This is a genomic window from Meiothermus sp., assembly GCF_026004115.1.
Taxonomy (GTDB): domain Bacteria; phylum Deinococcota; class Deinococci; order Deinococcales; family Thermaceae; genus Meiothermus.
In genome coordinates this window covers 1,861,070-1,878,351 of sequence record NZ_BPIM01000001.1, presented here as the reverse complement: position 1 = coordinate 1,878,351, position 17,282 = coordinate 1,861,070, and the positions used below count along the sequence as shown (strand labels likewise).

Here is a 17,282-nt window from a genome sequence, read left to right as displayed (position 1 = left end):
AGAGAAACAATAAACCAGCAGCTGCCGGCTAGTCGTCCTTAGAAACCGCTTGCAGCTCCCCGGCCTCGATGCGCTTGAGCAACCGAGCCAATACCCCGTTTACAAAGCGCCCCGAGTCCTCGCCGCCGTAGCGCTTGGCGATCTTGACGGCCACCTCGATCAGGGGGGCGTGGGGGGTGGGCTCAAAGAGCATCTCGTAGGCGGCCAGCCGCAAAACCGCCAGGTCGGTCTTGGCCATCTGAGCAAAGCTCCAGCCCTCGATGGTGGCAGCCAGGATTTTGTCTATGGTTTCCTGCTGGCTCTGGTAGCCCTGCACCAACTGGTGGGCAAACATGAGCCCTTGGGCATCGAGCACGTCGGCATCCTGGTCGGACTCATCGGGCTCGAGTTCCTGGGTAGCGTGTTGCCAGGCGGCCTCGAGCGGAACCCCGCCAACCGCGTGCTCAAAGAGCACTTTGAAGGCCAGTTCACGGGCCTTACGCCGCATAAACACTCCACTTGGGGATGGCAAGGTGGGGGTCGGGGTCAAGGCGGGCCGCGTACTCGAGGGAAGCGCTACTATGTCCCCCGCACCCTGCTCTCTCGAACCTACGCTGCATTGGGCTCCTTGTATTCGACCGAAACCACCGTCACGTTGACGGCCTTTACCTTGAGACCGGTAGAAGCCGTAATGGCTTCAGCCACGGTTCGCTGGGCTTCCTTGGCCGCCTCCATCACGGGCTTCCCGTAGTCGACGCTCACGTTGAGATCTATCGTGAGGCTATCACCTTCGCGCTCGAGGCGCACCGGGCGCGAACGGCGCCCAGAAAGCACATCCCCCACACTTCGGGTGCCTGCCTGGGCCAACCTGAGCCCCTTCTGCCCTTCCAGCGCCAGCACCACCAGGCTGATCAGGGCCGATTCGGAAAGGTCGTAGTCCACCATGTGCTTAGTTTACCCGCTAAACATATAGAGCACAAAAAAGCGGTAAGGCCCAAGGGCCTCCATTGGCTCTTTCCTGACCCCTGCGTCCGTTTATCCAACCCTATTCAATAGATTCAATAGGGTAGTGGCCAGGTTCTAAAGTAGTCCCGGATGCGGCCCCACAGACCCACCAGCCCACGGGGTTCCAGAATCAGAAAGAGCAGAATCAGTACTCCGAAAGCTACGCTGCGCCAAGCCGAAAGCTGCGCCACGTACTGCGGCCCAAAGGCCCCGGCAATCACGCTCAGGGTCTCGGGGATAAGCACGATAAAGAAAGCACCCAGCACTGCCCCCAGCACGGTGCCGGCCCCACCCACTATCACGATGGCCAGGTACTGAATGCTAAAGGACAGGACAAAGTTTTCCGGTGTGACGGCGCCAATCAGGTGCATCAAGATGCCCCCGGCAATGCCGCCATAAAAAGCCGAGAGGGCAAAGGCGGTGAGCTTGGAGCGCACCAGATCCACGCCGGAAAGCTGGGCCGAGAGGTCGTTGTCGCGCACGGCAAACCAGGCCCGGCCTGCCCGGGTGGAAAGCAGGCGTTTGGCATAGAAAAACATCGGAATAGCAAAGGCCAGCCCCAGGTAGAAGACCACCCGGTCGTCGGCCAGGGGCAGCCCCAGAAAGGTGCCTTCGGCGGGAAGCTTGCGACCAGCCACCCCACCGGTAAAGTCGGTCCAGCGCTTGAAAATATAATCGGCCAGGAACTGGAAGGCCAGGGTAGCAATGGCCAAATAAGCGCCTTTGATACGCAGTGAGGGAATCCCCAGTACGATCCCAATCAGCGCGGCGATCAATCCCCCCGCGAGAATGCCCATGGGCGCCAAATCACCTGTGAGGTGGCTGGAGGTGTAGGCGCCGATTCCCACAAAAGCCGCCTGACCCAACGAAATCTGGCCTGCACCGCCAACCAGCAAGTGCAAGCCCAGCCCGGCCAGAGCAGCCACCAGAATCTGAGTGGCGACAAACATCGGGTACTGCGGCAACAGCAAGGGCATCACGAGCAAGCTGATTATCGCTATCGCCAGCCAGAAGCGGCCCTGTGGGGTGCTGGCGTAGGCTTCGTCCTGGCGGTAGTCTTCACGCACCGTACGGGAAAAACGACGGCTAAAGGCATCGGTAAGGGATTGGCTTAGGCGGTACATGCTTGGGTCTCCTCCAGCCTGAGCGACATCGTAGAGACAATAGACGGGTTGAGCACAATGTTGCTGAAGCGGGCGCACACTTTTCTCTGTCCTTCAGTGCCCGTAGCGAAGGGCGGGACGCACATTCCTGGGCCGCTACACCATCCCCTGGGCCCTCGCTTTTTACCCCACTCCATCACGTCCCCACCTTCTGCCCCAGGCCTACCGGCTCGCCCACATCGGCGATCTGAACTTCGGCCTCGAGGGTTCCCTGGCCTTCCAGGTAGCGTATGGGCAGGCTGAGCTTGACCTGTTTGGAGCCATCGTAGAGGGCTGCCAGCAAGCCCGCATAGCGAGACTCCACCGTACCGCGCTTAACCTTGCGGGTGCGGGTAATTTCCTCGTCGTCGGCGTGGAGTTCCTTGGGCAGGATGGCAAAGCGGCGCACCTTGAGTTCATCGGGCAGGCTCTCGCAGGCCATTCTGAGTTCCTGGGCGATCAGAGCATAGACCTGCGCGTTGGAGGTCAGGCTCTGATAGGTCGAAAAGACGATGCCGCGTTTGCGCGCCCAGTTCTGGGTATTCTCGGGGTCAAGCTCGATCAGAGCAGTTACAAAGGGCTTTCCGTGGCCAATCACGACCGCCTCGCGGATATAAGGCGAGTATTTGAGACGATTCTCCAGGAACTGCGGGGCAAAACGGGTTCCATCGGCCAGGGCCCCCACTTCCTTGAGCCGGCCCAGGAGCACGAGGTGGCCGTTTTCGTTGAAGAAGCCGGCATCGCCCGTACGAAACCAGCCGTCCTCGGTAAAGGTCTCCTTGGTGGCGGCTTCGTTTTTGAAGTAGCCCGCAAAGACCTGCCCACCCTTGACCTGAATTTCGCCGTCCTCGGCGATACGCACCTGGGTGTTGCGCAGGGGTTTGCCCACCGTCTCGGGCGGGGTATCGCCGGGCAGGTGGGCCACGCTGGTGGCGGCGGTCTCGGACTGACCATAGACCTGACGAATATCCACGCCCAGGGCGCGGAAAAAGGTGAAGACCTCCGGACCCAAAGGCGCACCCCCGGTAGCGGCAATGCGGCAGGCGGCCAGGCCCATACGGGCGCGGATTGGGCGGGCTATCAACGGATACGCCAGGGCTCGGGCCAGGTTCAGGCCAAAGCCGATGGGCTCTTTGCGGAACTCGCGTTGGGCGCACTCGAGCAAAACCCCCATGCCCCAGCGGTAAACCGCTTTCTTCAGTCCATCGGCATCCTCCATGCGGCTGCGCACGAGGGCCGCTGTGTCCTCCCAAAGCCGCGCCGGGGCCAGGTAAAAGTCGGGCTGGACTTCTTTCACATCCTCGCGCACGGTAATCAAGTCTTCAGGGAAATGAACCACCGTACCATCGGTAAGGTTGCGCACCACCGTGAGCATCTGCTCGCCAATCCAGGGGAGCGGCAAATAGGAAAAGACCCATTCCCCACCCCGGATGCTGATGGTCTCGCGGCCTGCTTCAGCGCCCGCAATCAACTGGGCATGGGTCAGCATGGCCAGTTTGCTGCGGGCCGTAGTGCCGGAGGTCGGGGCCAGAAGGGCGATGGTATCAGGCCCCACCCCAGACTTAGCAGCCCCCACGGCCTGTTGGCTTTGGGCGGTCTGCCCCAGGGCCACGACACTGCTAAAGGGCCGCACGCGCTCGTTCCAGTACTTGCTCATACCGGCCTCTTCCCAGACCAGCACGAACTTTAGTTTTTCCAGGTGCGGCAGCACTTTATCGAGCTGTTCTTCGTCCGAAACCACGATGCCCTGGCACTCGGAAAACTCGATAAAGTAGCCCACTTCCTCGGGCATGGCGTCGGCATAGATGCCCATGGGCATGGCCCCAACGGTCTGGGCAGCTATCTCGGCAATAACCCACTCCGGGGCGTTCTGGCCCAGGATAGCCAACACCCGGCCCGGCTCCAACCCCAGTTGCAGCAGTCCGCCGGCAAGCTGTTCCACAGTCTGTTTCAAGTGGGCCCAGGAGGTGGTTTCCCACACCCCCAGGCGCTTGACCCGCAAGGCAGGGGCATGGGGTTTGGTTTCGGCGTAGCGGGCCAGGAATTCAACCAGGGTTCGGCTCATGCGCTCCTCCCCAGATAGGCCTCGGCCACACGCGGGTTCTCCCGCACCCCCGCCGGAGCGCCCTGGTACAGCACCTCGCCGTAGGACATGACCAGCACACCGGTAGAGAGTTCCAGTACAGCTTTTAAGTCGTGCTCAACCAGCACCAGGGTAACGCCCCACTCGCGCCGGGCATCCAGCAAAAAGCGGGCCAGATCCTGCTTTTCTTCCAGGCTAAGGCCGGCCATGGGCTCGTCCAGGAGAAGCAGTTTGGGCCGCCCTGCCAGGGCCCGCGCCACCTCCACCCGCTTTTGCAGACCGTAGGGCAAGGCCCCGGCGGGGGCGTGGCGGTAGGGAGAGAGGTGCAGGTAGTCCAGTACCTCTTCGGCATGGCGGCGAATCTCCCACTCGAGGGGGGCTTTAGGGGCCAGGTCAGTGTAGCCCCCCACGGCCAGCTCAGCCCCGAGTTTGACGTTATCCAGCACGGTCATACCCCGGAAGAGCTCGAGGTTCTGAAACGTCCGGCCCAGCCCCTTGCGCACCCGGGCCTGGGGGCTCTGCCCGGCCAGGTCTTCGCCCAGGAACACCACCCGGCCCTGCTGTGGCCTGTATAACCCCGACAGTACGTTGAGCAGGCTGGTCTTGCCCGCCCCGTTGGGGCCAATTACGGCAAAGAGATCCCCCTCCGAAACGCTAAAACTCACCCCCACCAACGCCTTGACGCCCCGGAAGGAGAGGTGCAGGTCCTGGGCTTCCAACAGCACCTTAGACATAGCGTCCTCCCGCAAACCCCGTGAAGTAAGGGGTAAGACGACCGGCTTCCCCTAAACTCATACCCATCGCTTCCTCCTGCGGTAGCGCTTGGCCTCGGAGAACCCCCCCGCCACCGCGCCGCCCAAGTAGAACTCCATCACGTCGGCATCGGCCTGGGCCTCTTGGGCTGTGCCCTCGAAGACCACCCGGCCCTGCTCCATCACATACACCCGCTCTACGATAGAAAAAGCCGCCCGAGCGTTCTGTTCAACCAGCACCAGGGTAAGGCCCTTGTCGCGACGCAGTTCGTCGAGTACCCGCATGACTTCCTCGGTCAGCTTGGGCGAAAGGCCCAGGCTGGGCTCGTCCACCACCAGAATTTTGGGTTCGGTGAGGAGGGCCATGCCCAGCAGAAGCATCTGCTGCTCGCCCCCCGAAAGGTAACCCCCCTGCTCAAAGCGGCGCTCGTAGATGCGAGGAAACCGGGTGAAGATTTCGTCGGTGATTTCCTTTTGGCGCTGGGACGACAGCTTGTGGGCAGCAGCCCGCAGGTTTTCGGTGACGGTCAGGTAGCGAAAGATGGGGCGACCCTCGAGGATCGCAGTCAGGCCCAGTTCGGCTACCTTGAGGGCGGGCAGGTGGTTGGCTTCCTGACCGTTGATGACAATTTTGCCGTCCAGGACACGGCCGTCGTACTGTGGCAGCAAACCTGCCATGGCCCGCACCAGGGTGCTTTTCCCGGCCCCGTTGGGGCCCAAAAGCGCGATGGCCTCGCCGGTTCCGGCCCGTAAACTCACGCCCTGCAAGGCCAGGATGACCCCCCGGTAGACCACCTTCAGATTTTCGACGTTAATTTCAGCCATAGGGCAAACCTTGTCTCAGGTCTCATATCGCACGAAGCACGACATCTTTCAAACCCGCTCGATGCGGTGCTGTCCAAACAGCCCATACGGACGAAACAAAAGCACCAGCAGCACGATCAAGAAGGGGATGGCCTGGGTAATGCCGGGAAGGAAGGACTCGAGGTACAGCTGCGAAAAGGCCTCCACCAGGCCGATTAGCAACCCCGCCACCACTGCGCCAGGTACTGAATCGAAGCCGCCCAGGATTGCCACGGGAAACACGATCAAGCCCAGCAGCACCAGGTGGTGGCCCGGCCCACCACCTCCGGCGGCCCCTGCCAGGAAGGCACCCCCAATAGTCGCCATCATGGCCGAGATGCCCCAGGCTACCGCAACCACTCGAGGGGCGTTAATGCCCATGGCCAGGGCTGCTGTCTCACTTTCGGAGACAGCCCGCAACAAAACCCCATAGCGGCTGTACTTGAGCAGCGTGACCAGCAAAATAGCCAGCGGCAGTGCCAGAATCAGGCTCCACACCGCTTTGGAAGAGAGAAATACCCCCCCTACACTGAAGGCCAGGTTGGGCATTTCTTTGGGGAGTTGAGCGATGTCCGCTGCCCCCATGGCTTTCTGGTCAGGCCCCCAGAGGATGAGGGCCGCACCGTCCAGGGTCGCGGCCAGGCCGATGGTGGCCATAATGACCGCCACCACGTTGCGCCCCAGCAGTGGCCTTACGAACCCCCGCTCCACCAGCACCCCAAAGGCAAAGGCCAGGGGAAGTGCCAGCAATAGCGCGACTAAGAGCGGAAAAAAGAGTGACATGGTATAGGTCAGGTAGGCCCCGATGAGCATGAACTCGGCAATGGCAAAGTTAACCACGCTGGTAGCCCGGTAGACCAGCACGAACCCAGCAGCAATCACCGCGTACAAGGCCCCGTTGGCCAGGCCGTTGAGGATGGTTTGAACGACAAGGGCAAAATCCATTGATGAGCCTTTTACGACAGGCTGGGGGTCGAGCGCCCCAAAAATGCCGGCCCCGACCCCCAGCGCAAACGAACTGTTCAGAGCTTGGAGCCGTCTACCCAGTCGGTAATGGCATCGAAGCGGACATCCCGCACGTTGGCCCGCCAGAGCTTGGTAAAGGGCAAACGACGGTTGACCCAGCGCATGTTGCGCACCTGCCCACCCGCGTTGTAGTCACCCAGGCTATCCAGGGCTTCGATCATGCCGGGGCGGTTGAGCTTGCCCGCTGCATTGGCCCGTCGCATAGCCTCGGCGATGACATCCATGGCCATCCAGGAGCCCATGTAGTAGGTGGTACGGTAGGAGAGATCACGGCCTTTGGCCCGGCGCAGGGCCCGAATTTGCTCGACCGCCGGCACCGTGGTGTCGTAGTAGTAGGCGTTGTGGTAGGCCACAATAAAGCCGTCGGCGGCGGCCCCAGCCCGCTGCATCAGGGCCAGCTCGGCAGAGTAGTAGGTACCCATAAAGGTGGCCCGGATACCCTGCTCACGGGCAGCCCGTATCAGCAAGGGCTCCACGGTTAGCACGTAGCCGTGGACAATCACAAAATCGGGCTGGGCCTGGCGCAGTTTGGTCACGATGGGGGTTGCATCGGCAATGGCCAGAGGGGTTACTTCTTCACCCACAATCTGGAAGCCCAGACGAGCCGACTGCGCTTTGATGAAGGGAATCGGGTCGCGGCCAAACTCGGAGTTGGAGTAGCACAGGAAAATCTTGGCCCCACGTCCCTTCTGGCGACGAATCTGTTGCAGCAAGGCCCCGGCCATATCGTTGTAGGTGGGGCCAAAGACAAAGATGGTGGGATAGGTCTGGGGGTCGGCCAGTTCGTTGGAGAACGAGGTGGCGGTGTAGGGCAGACGCAACCGGGTAATTTCGGGGGCCAAGGCTTTGGAGAGGCCAGTGGAATCGCCATAAACAAACACCAGCTCCTCCGGGCTCTCGCGCTGGACAATCCGGTTAAAAACGGCTGTACCCCGGGCCACATCGTAGCCATCGTCCTCGACGACCAGCTCGAAACGTCGACCGCCGATGCCCCCCGCATCGTTGATCCGGTCGGTTGCATCGCGGAATGCATCCAGGGCCGCGTTGCCCGCAAAAGCAAAGGCACCCGTAAGGGGCAGAATGGCCGCGAGCTTGACCGGGCGGGCCTGCGCACGGGCAATCATCCAGGGGCTATACACCGTTGAAGCTGCCAGGCCTGCTTTTAGTACTTGCCGACGGTTCATTTTCATGTACTTCCTCCTACTGGGATTACTTCTCCGATTGTGTTGTGCCCCTAGAATACTATGACGGCTTGCATTTTGTGTACCCGGTTCAAAACCAGCCTGGTTAGGCGAAACCCCGCGACGAAGCACGTTCAATCTAAGCTTAGGACTCCGCCCATCCAGCAAACAGTGGAACTAACATGTTCGGTAGTATGATTCCGCTACTCACCCAGCCCATTACCCTCGAGGGCCGCCTTGTACGGCTGGAACCCCTTACCATGGAACACCTTCCCAGCCTGGTGAAGCTGGCCGAGCTCGAGGATTATCCTCACACCCACGTACCTAAAAATATCGAGGCAATGCAGCGTTATATTCTAACCGCCCTGACCGACCAGGCCCAAGGCCGAGCGCTGCCTTTCGCAACGGCGGACAGGCGGGAAAACCGGGTGGTAGGAAGCACCCGTTTTATGGAATTTGAATACTGGCCCTGGCCTGAGCACAGCCCACACTATGGCCGCGGCTTGCCGGATGCGGTGGAGATTGGCCATACCTGGCTGGCTCCCCAGGCCCAGCGTACCGGCCTCAACACCGAAGCCAAGCTCCTGATGCTGGCCCATGCTTTTGAGGTGTTCCAGGTACGCCGGGTCACCCTCAAGACCGACGCCCGCAACCTGCGCTCGCGTCAGGCCATCGCCCGGCTGGGCGCTCACCTAGATGGAGTTCTACGAGCCCACCGGCCTGCTGCCGACGGCGGAATCCGCGATAGCGCCGTGTTTAGCATCCTGGCTGGGGAGTGGCCGGCTGTGAAGGCCCGGCTCGAGGACCTCCTGTTGCGTGGGGGCGGGGATTGAGCACCTCAGCCCGCTTCTACGTAAGATGCGATGTACTCCAGCTCCTTCAGGTGGCGCAGGTCGTGCTCGGCCAGCATCTGCACAATAAAGCGGATGGTCTCGGGGCCGCGTTCGGGATGATAGGCCACCTTGTCCCAGTCAGGCGGCTCCAGGTTGCGCAAAAGCTCCAGGTTCCAGCGGCGCAAGGCGCAAAAGGCTTCCAGGGCCTGCCGTACGCGAAAGCCGTAGCCAATTTCTATATCCGCCAGGTGGCAGTAGATCTACCCTGCCGTCCAGTGGGTCAACTCATAACCCCGGCGCATGTCCAGGCGGGGAAACAGGTCGCTTAGCAGTTCGGGCGTCTGCGCCAGCACTTCCAGGGGGTCGCGGGATCAAGCGTGCATTTCAAACGAAGACTGGCTCAGGCCCCCGCAAAGGATAGCTCAGCCACCTCGACCATCGGCGCGCCCACAATGCCCATCATGGGGTTCCACTCGAGCTCTGTACCCAGCGCGGTAATCCTGGATAGCAGCTCCAGGAAGTTACCCGCCACCGTAAAGTTTTCCACCGGGTAGGCCATCTCGCCCCCCTCCACCTTGAGCCCCAGGGCTTGCAGGCTGAACTCGCCCGAAATGGGGTTGGCCCCGGCGTGCAGGCCCATCAGGTCTGTCACCACAATACCTTCATCCATTTTGACACCCTGACCCGGCTGCACAAAAAGGTTGGTTGGTGCGATGCCCAGCACCCCTTTGTAGCTGCGGGCGGCATGGCCGGTGTTCTCCATGCCCATCTTCTGGGCGGTCTCGCTGTTGTGGGCAAAGGTTCGCAGGATACCGTTTTCGATTAGCACCGTGCGTTTGGCCGCCGTCCCCTCGGCATCGAAGGGACGCGAGGCCAGCCCGCCGGGCAAGGTAGGGTCATCCACCAGGGTAAAAATCTCCGAGGCCACCTTCTGCCCAATCTTTCCAGCGAGCAGGCTCTTGCCCTCCAGCACATTTTTGGCCGAGAGCAAAAACCAGCCCATCATGCCCAGCAACTGTCCAAACGCCTTGGGCTCGAAGTAGGCCTTGTAGCGCCCGGTCTTGAGCGGACGGGCCCCCAGCAGCCTGCCGGTATTTTGCAGGAAGGCTTGTACGGTGCGGCCCGGCTCGAGGGTGTGGAACTCCTTGGAAAGGTCGAATTCGTAGCCCTGTTTGAGGCTACTACCCTCGGCCATGACCGCGCTTGTTAGAAGCAAGGCATAGCCGTTGCGAAAAGCTCCCGCCACCCCCTGGGTGGAACCCAGGGTAGCCTGGGTTTCGCTCTCGGAGTAGCGGGTCATCTGCACCTGCTTGACCCTGGAGTCGGCCCGCAAGCCTGCTTCTAACTCCAGGGCAGCCTGGCGCTTCTGCTCCAAGGGCGCCGAAAGCCCCTCACCCAGGAGGTCGTGGCGGCCCAGTTCACTGCCCGCAGGCAAGAACCCGCCCGTCTCCGACTGCAAGAGGGCGTTCTCGTGGGCTTCCTGGAGCACCCAGTCCAGGGCCTCTGGGGTGCGCTCCTCGCTGTAGGCGTAGCCGGTCTTGCCCTCCACCACCACCCGTACCCCCACCCCCCCCTGGGTGGCCTGGGTAATCTCCTCTACCCTGCCGCCGTGGGCCTGGATGGTCAGTTCGCGGGTGTGGGTGGCCAGCACCTCGGCGTCAATCCCCAGTGCCTTGGCCTTTTGTAACAGATAGTCTCTGGCTTCTTCAAAGGTCATTGGCATTCCTCCGGATTACAGGGTTCAGGGCACAGAGGTCAGGGGTCAGAGAAACCAGTCCCGAAGCCCGGTTCAAGCTTGCCCTCCTACCACAATCTCCGAAATCAGCAGGTGGGGCTGGCCCACCTCTACCGGCAGGCTGCCCGAAAGCGAGCCGCACATACCGGGGCCCATCTCGAGGTCGTCCGATACCGCCACAATGCGCTTTATGCTCTCGGGACCCTTGCCCACCAGCATGGCCCCCCGCACCGGCTCTTCAATCCGACCGTTGCGGATAATGTAGCCCTCCTTGACAGCAAAGTTGTACTCGCCCGAACCAGGCCGCACCTGCCCACCCCCCATGTCAGCGGCATAGAGGCCGTACTCGATACCCTCAAAGAGTTTCTCCCTGGGGGTACTGCCGGGGGCAATGTAGGTGTTGCGCATCCGGCTGGTAGGGGCAAAAGTGTAGTCCTGACGGCGGCCCGAGCCGGTGGGCCGGTAGCCGGTGAGCATTCCACCCAGCCTGTCCACCATGTAACTTTTCAGCACGCCGTTTTCGATCAGAACCGTGCGCTCGGTGGGCAGGCCCTCATCGTCGAACTCGGAAGAGCCCCAGCCGTGGGGGGTGGTGCCATCGTCTATGTAGGTCACCACCTCGGAGGCCACCTTTTCCCCAAGCTTGTCGGAGAGCACGCTGGCCTTTTTGGCCACAGAAGTGGTTTCCAGCAGGTGCCCCAGGGCCTCGTGAAAAATCACCCCGCCAAAGCCATTGCCAATCACCACCGGCATACTACCGGCCGGGGCCGGTTTGGCCCGCAGGTTGGTCAGGGCCTGCATCCCGGCCTTGCGCCCAATCTCGGCAGGGGAATAGCGGTCGAAGAGCTCGAGGCCCACGCTAAGCCCCGGCCCCACCACCCCAGTCTGCATCCCGCTCTCGTCCTGGGCGATGGCGGTCACGTAGAGGCGGGTTCGCACCCGGCGATCCTCGGCCCACTTTCCATCGCTGTTCGCTACCAGGACTTCCTGCTCCCACTCCATCAGGTTGCTCTGCACCTGTTTGATCTGGGGGCTCACCTGCGCCCCCGCCTCGGCCTCGCGGACGCGCTCCAGGCGGTAACGCTTGTCCCTGGCCGTGAAGGGAATTGCGGGTGTGTGCAGACCCTGGGCCACCGCCTTGCGAAAGTCGAGGCCGCCTTGGCCCTGGGTATCCACCTGTCCTGCGCTGCCCTTGAGCTTGACCAGGGTTTCGGTTAGCTCCAAAAGGCGCTCGGGGCTAAGGTCGTTGGTATAGGCATACACCACCTCGGTGCCGTAAAAAAGCCGCAACCCGGCCCCGTACTCGATACCGCTGGTGGCCTCCTTAACCTCACCCGAAAGCACCCGCAAAGCCCGCCGCCGCCAGCGCTCCACATAGAGTTCTGCAAAGTCGGCCCCACCCAGCCGAGCGCGGTGCAGCACATCACCCACCAGTATTTCGTCTAACACACAACCTCCTTGTTCCAAATAGCCTAACAGTTCAGGCCCCAGACCATACCCGACCCAGGTTGCATTTTTCGACCGGGTGTGAGCCGGCACTGCCCGCCCTGCACCTTTTTATGAAGCCCGCCCGCCAAAAACTCATCCTGCGCTTCGAAGCAGGCTTAAACTGAAGCTATTTTGAGGCTATATCTTCCCGTACAGCTCTTTTTGCTGCTGCTCTTTGGCGAGGTCAGGAGTCAAGACCTGCCCCCCGTTCGCATCGGCGACCAGCCGGGGTTTACCCGGGTGGTGCTGGATCTGCCCAATGGGGTCAGCTACCAGATCGAGCCCCTGGGGGCTGCGCTGCGCGTGACCCTGCCGGGCCTGCGGGTCACGCCGGGCATTCAGTTTGTGAATCAGCCCGAACTGGCCGGTTACGTATTGGAGCAGCACGAAGACAAAGCCGTGCTGCTCTTGCTCACCCCCCAGGGCGTTACCCCCCGCTCGGGTTATAAAACCATGACCCTGGCAGCCCTGGAGGGCGATGGGCAACGGTTGGTGATCGACCTCTCGGGCGCGTATGCCGACACTAGTCCGCTCGTCCCCAGCCCCGCCTTCCGCTTTGTTAAGGCCAATGGACGGCGTTTTTCGGTGGTGGTGGATGCCGGGCACGGTGGCCCAGATCCCGGCGCCATGGGGCCGGTGGCGGAGAAGGCGGTGAACCTCGAGGTCGCCCTGCGGGTGCGCCGCCTGCTGCAAGAGGCTGGGGTGGAGGTCACCCTGACCCGCGAAAGCGATATTGCCTTTTCCCCCGACAAGCGTACCGACCTGGCCCAGCGCGTAGCTCTGGCCGAGGGCAAACAGCTCTTTGTGTCCATCCACGCCAACGCCACCGTACCGGCCCGCGCCGATGGTTGGTGCGGCCTCGAGGTCTACTACTATGGCCCCACGGGCGTCCGCCCCTTCTACCCGCCCCCGGCCCCCCTCACCCCCACCCCGCCCATAGCCATCTCCCCTGGCCCCTTGGATATGCTGACCAACTCAACCCAGCCCGGCCCCCTCGACCCCGGCGCCCAGCCCGGCCCCGAGGATGTCAACCCCATCCCCCCGCAAAGTTTGCCAACACCCACCCCGCAGATGAACTCGGCCCGCCGCATGGAGCTCTCGCGCACCCTGGCCACACGGGTACTTTCCTACATGCTGGGCACCACCGCCGCCGTCAACCGGGGGGTGCGCAGTTCGGATTTCTTCGTTATTCGCTACAGCAGCATACCCGCAATTCTGGTGGAGATGGGCTACCTAAGCCACCCCCTGGAGGGACAGAACCTGCGCGATAGCAACTACCTCGACCGAATCAGCTTCGGCATCGCTCGAGGGGTGCTGGAGTACCTGGAAAACGACCATCCGCTCGAGTAGACCTTTCTTACCTTGGCACCCCCTGGATGGCCCCCGCCCGCAAGCGTTGCAAGAACTTTATCTCGGATAGGCGCCCGGATAGAAAGTCACTCACATCCGCAACCGCCTTGCCGGTTTGAATCATCCGGCTCAACACCCAAAACTGATCCAGGCGAATCTTGCCGTCGCGCCGCAACAAGCCCATTTTTTGTAAGCGGGCGTCGGTGTAAGCCTGCGCCGGAACCCCCGGGATGGCGCCCGCCCGCACCAGGCTCACGAACTGCCCGCCAGTCAGGGTTCCCGCCAGGTACTGCTGCAAGTCGTCGGGTTGCCTTTTGCTCTCGATCCACTCGGCCAGCGCATCGAACTGCGCTCCATTAATGTGGCCCGCCAGTTTCAGGCCCGCCAGACGGCTCCTGGCTACCGCAATGGGGTTGAGGGCCAGGGTGTAGTCGTCGGGGCCGTAGAGCCTGGGGGTTTGCGGGGTGCCTTTGCGCTGGCTAAACCCCTCGACCTGCACCGCTGCATAGCGGTAGGCCTCCCCGATGGTCACATAACCATCCCCATTCTCATCGGCCTTGCCCGAAATGGCTTCCAGCAAATAGGCAGTAAAAATCCCACCCCCCAGCTCGGCATCCTCCCAGCTCGGCTGGGTATCGGCAGACGAGGCCAGCAACACATTGACCCCGCTCAGGTCGGGTTTTTGCGGCTTGGGAAGATCCTTGCGGCCCGGCATGCTGAAGCTGCGTGAGCCGGGGAGGGACTGACCGCTAAAACAGGCGTCTACAATCAGAATCAGGCGGCCCTTGCCCCGGCTGGCCTTGCGAGCAATATCCTGGATTGAGTCCAGGGGCAGCCAGGTTTCCTCGTCGTTGATTTTGGCATCGCTGGGCATCAGGGTGGCCTGCCCCGAGCGGCTCGGCATCCCATGGCCGGAGTAATAGACAATTAGGGTATCGCTCACACCCATACCCCTGGCCAGATCGCGCAGTTCCGCCTCGATGGCGGTCTTGCTGGCCTCGGTATCCAGGAGGATGCGCACCTTGCTCAGTTGACCCTTGTGGGGGTCGCGCAAGGCCTGGGCCATCTTGCGGGCATCGCTTTCGGCATAGCTGAGGGGGGGTAAGGAGGGGGTTTCGGGGTAGGGGCGGTAGTTGTTGATGCCGATCACCAGGGCATAGGTTTCGGGTTTGGGCATGGGTTGGGCTAAGCCCATCCAGCACCCCACGCCCAGCCCTACAAGGCAGGGAATTGGCCAGCCCCCAAAGCGCCCCATGCAAAACACCGCCAGAGTAAGTTGCCACCCTTCATTCTCCAATGTTAGATGGAGATGAAAGCAAGCTAAGCAATGCAGGAGACGGCGTTAACCCAGCGTAAAAGGTGGATTTGTAGTATATCACGGTACAAATCCTTTTTTCATCGGCTTTTTATTGTCCTGAAGGACACAACCCCTAGTGCAATTGGTCCCAATCTCTACTAGATGTTGCGTTTTGGAGTTATGACCAGCCCTATGCCGCAAGATTGGAGTTTCCTGTATCCGCGCCGCAATGGGGGGTTGTGGGGTGGATAAGCCGAGTCCTACCCCTTCTCGACGACGGGGGCTATCACCCCATGTTCGCAAAGCCCTCTGGCGCACCGGACTGGTGGTGCTGGTGATGGTGGTCTCGTCGTATATCTTGAGCAACAACCTGCTGGGACCTTTTGGCGCCTTTATCAAGGGGCCGCAAGGGGCTTCGCTGGACCGTCTGACCCGGGTGGTGCACCGCTGGGGTTCGCCGGTTCCCATTCGGGACTTTCCGCTGGTGGTGTTGGTGGAGCTCGAGCAGCAAAGTATCGGCCAGCTCAGCCCGGACAGCTACGTGTTCAACCGGGGCCAACTGGCCCGCCTGACCCAAAAAATTCTGACCTACGCGCCCAAAGGCATCTTCCTGGACTTCGACCTGCGCCACCCCAGCAACGAAGGGGGGGTGCTGTCGGCGGGAGACCGGGAGCTGCTGGCGTTGTTGAAGCAAATCCAAACCCCCTTACTGCTGCCCGACACCGAGGTATTGGGTCAACCGCTGGGCCGCCTCAACCCCTACCTCCACGCCGTACAAGCCCAGGTTTTCTACGATAGCGACGGGCAAACCCGAAAAATCCCCCGGCCCCAATCCGGCCAGCCGGTAGCGGCTTCGCTGGGGCTATATTGCCTGGGGCTGGGCATACATTTACAGGACGGCAAGCACTGCCAGCAGGCGGTGGCCTCGGGCAGCCCAAAAGCCGACGGTAAGCGCATCGTCTATCGCGAAATACGGCGCTTCAAAGCCCATACCCAAGGCCGCCAGCTCTGGCCCAACCTGGTGGTGATAGAGGGGCTGGATTTTTTTAACGATGGGCTGGTGCAGTCCGAGGAAACCCAGGGGGCTTTGTTTCTGGTGGGGCGCACCTACCCCAAGGGCGATGACGTCCACTTCAGCGCCATCGGGCCGGTACAGGGCATTGATATTCATGTGAATGCCCTCCTGACCCTGGCCACCTACCGCAGTTTTTCCGAAACCCTGGGCTGGGGGCCGGTGCTTATGGTGGTGCCGCTGGTGGTGTTTCTGGCCCTCTGGCTGACCTATTCCATCACCGATGGCTGGCTCAAGTTCAGCCGCTTCCAGGGCTTCGTGCAGGCCCTGATCGAGACCGCTATCGCGGCCTGGTTTTTGTTTTTGGCTGGCGTGCTGATTTTGCAGTACACCGGCCATTTTCTGGACTACCTCTACCCAATTGTGGCCTTCCAGACGGGCGCTTTACTCTTGAAGCTATTTGCCGGAGGGAAAAAAGATGAAAGCAAAGCCAGCGATAAGGGCCAGGAAGTGGCCGACAAACTCAAGGAAATCGTGGAGGGCACAGGGGATGGTTAGGGTTTTCCTGGCCCTGGCTTTTTTGGGTTCGCTGGGGCTGGCCGAGCAGGCCCGCCTCGAGCTCAGCGGCAAGGCCAGGCTCGAGCGCCCCGACCAGACCGTACAAACCTACACCCGCAGCGGCGGCCCAGCCCTGGTGCTGAACCTGGAAGCTGGCGACCGCTTGTGCATCACTGCGGGCAAGGGACGGCTCTTGTACGGGGTGCGGGCTTTTGCGCTGGAAGCCAGGGGAGCCGCCTGCTTCGAGGTGGCCCGGCCCAAGTCGTTCTGGCAAAACCTGGTGGCCAGTTGCCAGGACATTGGGGTCTGCAAAAAACAGGCCGAAGTGGCTTTTATCAAAGAAGCCAAGAGCCGGGGTACGGAGGGGAGCGTACCGGTGTTGTACGTACCCACCGACTACAGCCTGGAGACCCTTTATCTGGTGGTTGCCACCGCACAAACCCTGCGCGTGCTCGACAGCCAGCAAGAACTGGCCCAAATCGAAGTGGGTCGTGAGGGTTTTGCAGTTTCCAGCGCTCTGCTCAAGAGGGCTACCCGCCTCGAGGCGCTCAATCGCTCAGGGGTGGTGGTCTATGCCGCCCCGGTGCGCTGGGTGCATTTCGCTACCGAGGTCACGGTAGAAAGCCCCCTCGAGGCTGCCCTGGCTCTCTGGCTTACCGGCCAGATTGGCTATGCCCCTGCCGCCTACAGCTACCTGCTGGCTGCCGGGAATACCGATCTGGCCCACATTCTGCAAGCCCAGATGCACCAGGAGTTCCGGGGCACTTACCGCTGAAGGTCGTTTTGTTCGTCGAGACGCGGCTATGAGCCGCGATCGGGAGCCCAGGAATCAAGAAGGCGGGCTTTTCGACGGCACGTTGCATCACCGTCTATGGCTTCATCTGCCTGGAACCTCCTCCAAGCAATTTTCTAGACAGAAAGATATGCGCGAATAACCCTATCAGCCTGTAGATCAACGATCAGAAGCAAACCACTCTCCGGCTATTAGCCATAAGCTA

General features: G+C 61.5%; 16 protein-coding genes. 4 read left to right on the top strand and 12 right to left on the bottom strand.

What is annotated here, in order from left to right; translation table 11 throughout:
* Nucleotides 1-28: 28 nt before the first annotated feature.
* From nusB to Q0X23_RS09055, 8 genes are all read right to left on the bottom strand, one after another.
* On the bottom strand, nucleotides 29-487 hold the full coding sequence (gene nusB / locus Q0X23_RS09090) for a transcription antitermination factor NusB (protein ID WP_297859993.1): 459 nt from the start codon (nucleotides 485-487) through the stop codon (nucleotides 29-31).
* A gap of 101 nt (nucleotides 488-588) precedes the next feature.
* Nucleotides 589-924: an Asp23/Gls24 family envelope stress response protein gene (locus tag Q0X23_RS09085; RefSeq protein ID WP_119340711.1), complete on the bottom strand. Its 336-nt coding sequence runs from the start codon at nucleotides 922-924 to the stop codon at nucleotides 589-591.
* A 113-nt stretch (nucleotides 925-1,037) separates the two neighbouring features.
* A complete protein-coding gene (locus Q0X23_RS09080) occupies nucleotides 1,038-2,108 on the bottom strand; it encodes a branched-chain amino acid ABC transporter permease (protein ID WP_297859992.1) in 1,071 nt (356 codons plus the stop codon).
* Between the two features lie 175 nt (nucleotides 2,109-2,283).
* The gene (locus Q0X23_RS09075; protein WP_297859991.1) at nucleotides 2,284-4,191 is read right to left on the bottom strand and encodes an AMP-binding protein; all 1,908 of its coding nucleotides are present in this window, start codon (nucleotides 4,189-4,191) and stop codon (nucleotides 2,284-2,286) included.
* Nucleotides 4,188-4,943: an ABC transporter ATP-binding protein gene (locus Q0X23_RS09070; protein ID WP_297859990.1), complete on the bottom strand. Its 756-nt coding sequence runs from the start codon at nucleotides 4,941-4,943 to the stop codon at nucleotides 4,188-4,190. The genes Q0X23_RS09075 and Q0X23_RS09070 overlap by 4 nt, the downstream gene beginning before the upstream one ends.
* A 57-nt stretch (nucleotides 4,944-5,000) precedes the next feature.
* Nucleotides 5,001-5,786, bottom strand: a complete 786-nt coding sequence (locus Q0X23_RS09065; RefSeq protein ID WP_297859989.1) for an ABC transporter ATP-binding protein — start codon at nucleotides 5,784-5,786, stop codon at nucleotides 5,001-5,003.
* Between the two features lie 48 nt (nucleotides 5,787-5,834).
* Entirely contained in the window at nucleotides 5,835-6,749 is a 915-nt protein-coding gene (locus tag Q0X23_RS09060) for a branched-chain amino acid ABC transporter permease (RefSeq protein ID WP_297859988.1), read from the bottom strand.
* Between the two features lie 77 nt (nucleotides 6,750-6,826).
* Nucleotides 6,827-8,014: an ABC transporter substrate-binding protein gene (locus Q0X23_RS09055; RefSeq protein ID WP_297861199.1), complete on the bottom strand. Its 1,188-nt coding sequence runs from the start codon at nucleotides 8,012-8,014 to the stop codon at nucleotides 6,827-6,829.
* A gap of 191 nt (nucleotides 8,015-8,205) precedes the next feature.
* Here Q0X23_RS09055 and Q0X23_RS09050 point away from each other — a divergent pair, with 191 nt between their 5' ends.
* The gene (locus Q0X23_RS09050; protein ID WP_297859987.1) at nucleotides 8,206-8,844 is read left to right on the top strand and encodes a GNAT family N-acetyltransferase; all 639 of its coding nucleotides are present in this window, start codon (nucleotides 8,206-8,208) and stop codon (nucleotides 8,842-8,844) included.
* Between the two features lie 5 nt (nucleotides 8,845-8,849).
* On the opposite strand, the gene Q0X23_RS09045 is transcribed toward Q0X23_RS09050, so the two are convergent.
* The 3 genes from Q0X23_RS09045 to Q0X23_RS09035 all read right to left on the bottom strand — a co-directional run bounded on the left by Q0X23_RS09045 (nucleotide 8,850) and on the right by Q0X23_RS09035 (nucleotide 12,028).
* On the bottom strand, nucleotides 8,850-9,077 hold the full coding sequence (locus Q0X23_RS09045; RefSeq protein ID WP_297861198.1) for a DinB family protein: 228 nt from the start codon (nucleotides 9,075-9,077) through the stop codon (nucleotides 8,850-8,852).
* 167 nt (nucleotides 9,078-9,244) lie between these two features.
* Nucleotides 9,245-10,561, bottom strand: coding sequence for a TldD/PmbA family protein (locus tag Q0X23_RS09040; protein WP_297859986.1), 1,317 nt, complete (start codon nucleotides 10,559-10,561; stop codon nucleotides 9,245-9,247).
* Nucleotides 10,562-10,633: 72 nt separating this feature from the next.
* On the bottom strand, nucleotides 10,634-12,028 hold the full coding sequence (locus Q0X23_RS09035; RefSeq protein WP_297859985.1) for a TldD/PmbA family protein: 1,395 nt from the start codon (nucleotides 12,026-12,028) through the stop codon (nucleotides 10,634-10,636).
* 171 nt (nucleotides 12,029-12,199) lie between these two features.
* On the opposite strand from Q0X23_RS09035, the gene Q0X23_RS09030 reads away from it, so the two are divergent.
* Entirely contained in the window at nucleotides 12,200-13,417 is a 1,218-nt protein-coding gene (locus Q0X23_RS09030) for an N-acetylmuramoyl-L-alanine amidase (protein ID WP_297859984.1), read from the top strand.
* A gap of 7 nt (nucleotides 13,418-13,424) precedes the next feature.
* On the opposite strand, the gene Q0X23_RS09025 is transcribed toward Q0X23_RS09030, so the two are convergent.
* Nucleotides 13,425-14,612, bottom strand: coding sequence for a caspase family protein (locus Q0X23_RS09025; RefSeq protein WP_297859983.1), 1,188 nt, complete (start codon nucleotides 14,610-14,612; stop codon nucleotides 13,425-13,427).
* 346 nt (nucleotides 14,613-14,958) lie between these two features.
* Here Q0X23_RS09025 and Q0X23_RS09020 point away from each other — a divergent pair, with 346 nt between their 5' ends.
* On the top strand, nucleotides 14,959-16,284 hold the full coding sequence (locus tag Q0X23_RS09020; RefSeq protein ID WP_297859982.1) for a CHASE2 domain-containing protein: 1,326 nt from the start codon (nucleotides 14,959-14,961) through the stop codon (nucleotides 16,282-16,284).
* On the top strand, nucleotides 16,277-17,059 hold the full coding sequence (locus tag Q0X23_RS09015; protein WP_297859981.1) for a hypothetical protein: 783 nt from the start codon (nucleotides 16,277-16,279) through the stop codon (nucleotides 17,057-17,059). Before Q0X23_RS09020 ends, Q0X23_RS09015 begins: the two co-directional genes overlap by 8 nt.
* Nucleotides 17,060-17,282 lie beyond the last annotated feature (223 nt).

Coding starts and splice junctions, on each gene's coding strand:
- Q0X23_RS09065 (WP_297859989.1), bottom strand. CDS start 5,786: ATGGCTGAAATTAACGTCGAAAATCTGAAGGTGGTCTACCGGGGGGTC.
- Q0X23_RS09080 (WP_297859992.1), bottom strand. CDS start 2,108: ATGTACCGCCTAAGCCAATCCCTTACCGATGCCTTTAGCCGTCGTTTT.
- nusB (WP_297859993.1), bottom strand. CDS start 487: ATGCGGCGTAAGGCCCGTGAACTGGCCTTCAAAGTGCTCTTTGAGCAC.
- Q0X23_RS09075 (WP_297859991.1), bottom strand. CDS start 4,191: ATGAGCCGAACCCTGGTTGAATTCCTGGCCCGCTACGCCGAAACCAAA.
- Q0X23_RS09025 (WP_297859983.1), bottom strand. CDS start 14,612: ATGGGCTTAGCCCAACCCATGCCCAAACCCGAAACCTATGCCCTGGTG.
- Q0X23_RS09015 (WP_297859981.1), top strand. CDS start 16,277: ATGGTTAGGGTTTTCCTGGCCCTGGCTTTTTTGGGTTCGCTGGGGCTG.
- Q0X23_RS09085 (WP_119340711.1), bottom strand. CDS start 924: ATGGTGGACTACGACCTTTCCGAATCGGCCCTGATCAGCCTGGTGGTG.
- Q0X23_RS09055 (WP_297861199.1), bottom strand. CDS start 8,014: ATGAACCGTCGGCAAGTACTAAAAGCAGGCCTGGCAGCTTCAACGGTG.
- Q0X23_RS09070 (WP_297859990.1), bottom strand. CDS start 4,943: ATGTCTAAGGTGCTGTTGGAAGCCCAGGACCTGCACCTCTCCTTCCGG.
- Q0X23_RS09060 (WP_297859988.1), bottom strand. CDS start 6,749: ATGGATTTTGCCCTTGTCGTTCAAACCATCCTCAACGGCCTGGCCAAC.
- Q0X23_RS09040 (WP_297859986.1), bottom strand. CDS start 10,561: ATGACCTTTGAAGAAGCCAGAGACTATCTGTTACAAAAGGCCAAGGCA.
- Q0X23_RS09050 (WP_297859987.1), top strand. CDS start 8,206: ATGATTCCGCTACTCACCCAGCCCATTACCCTCGAGGGCCGCCTTGTA.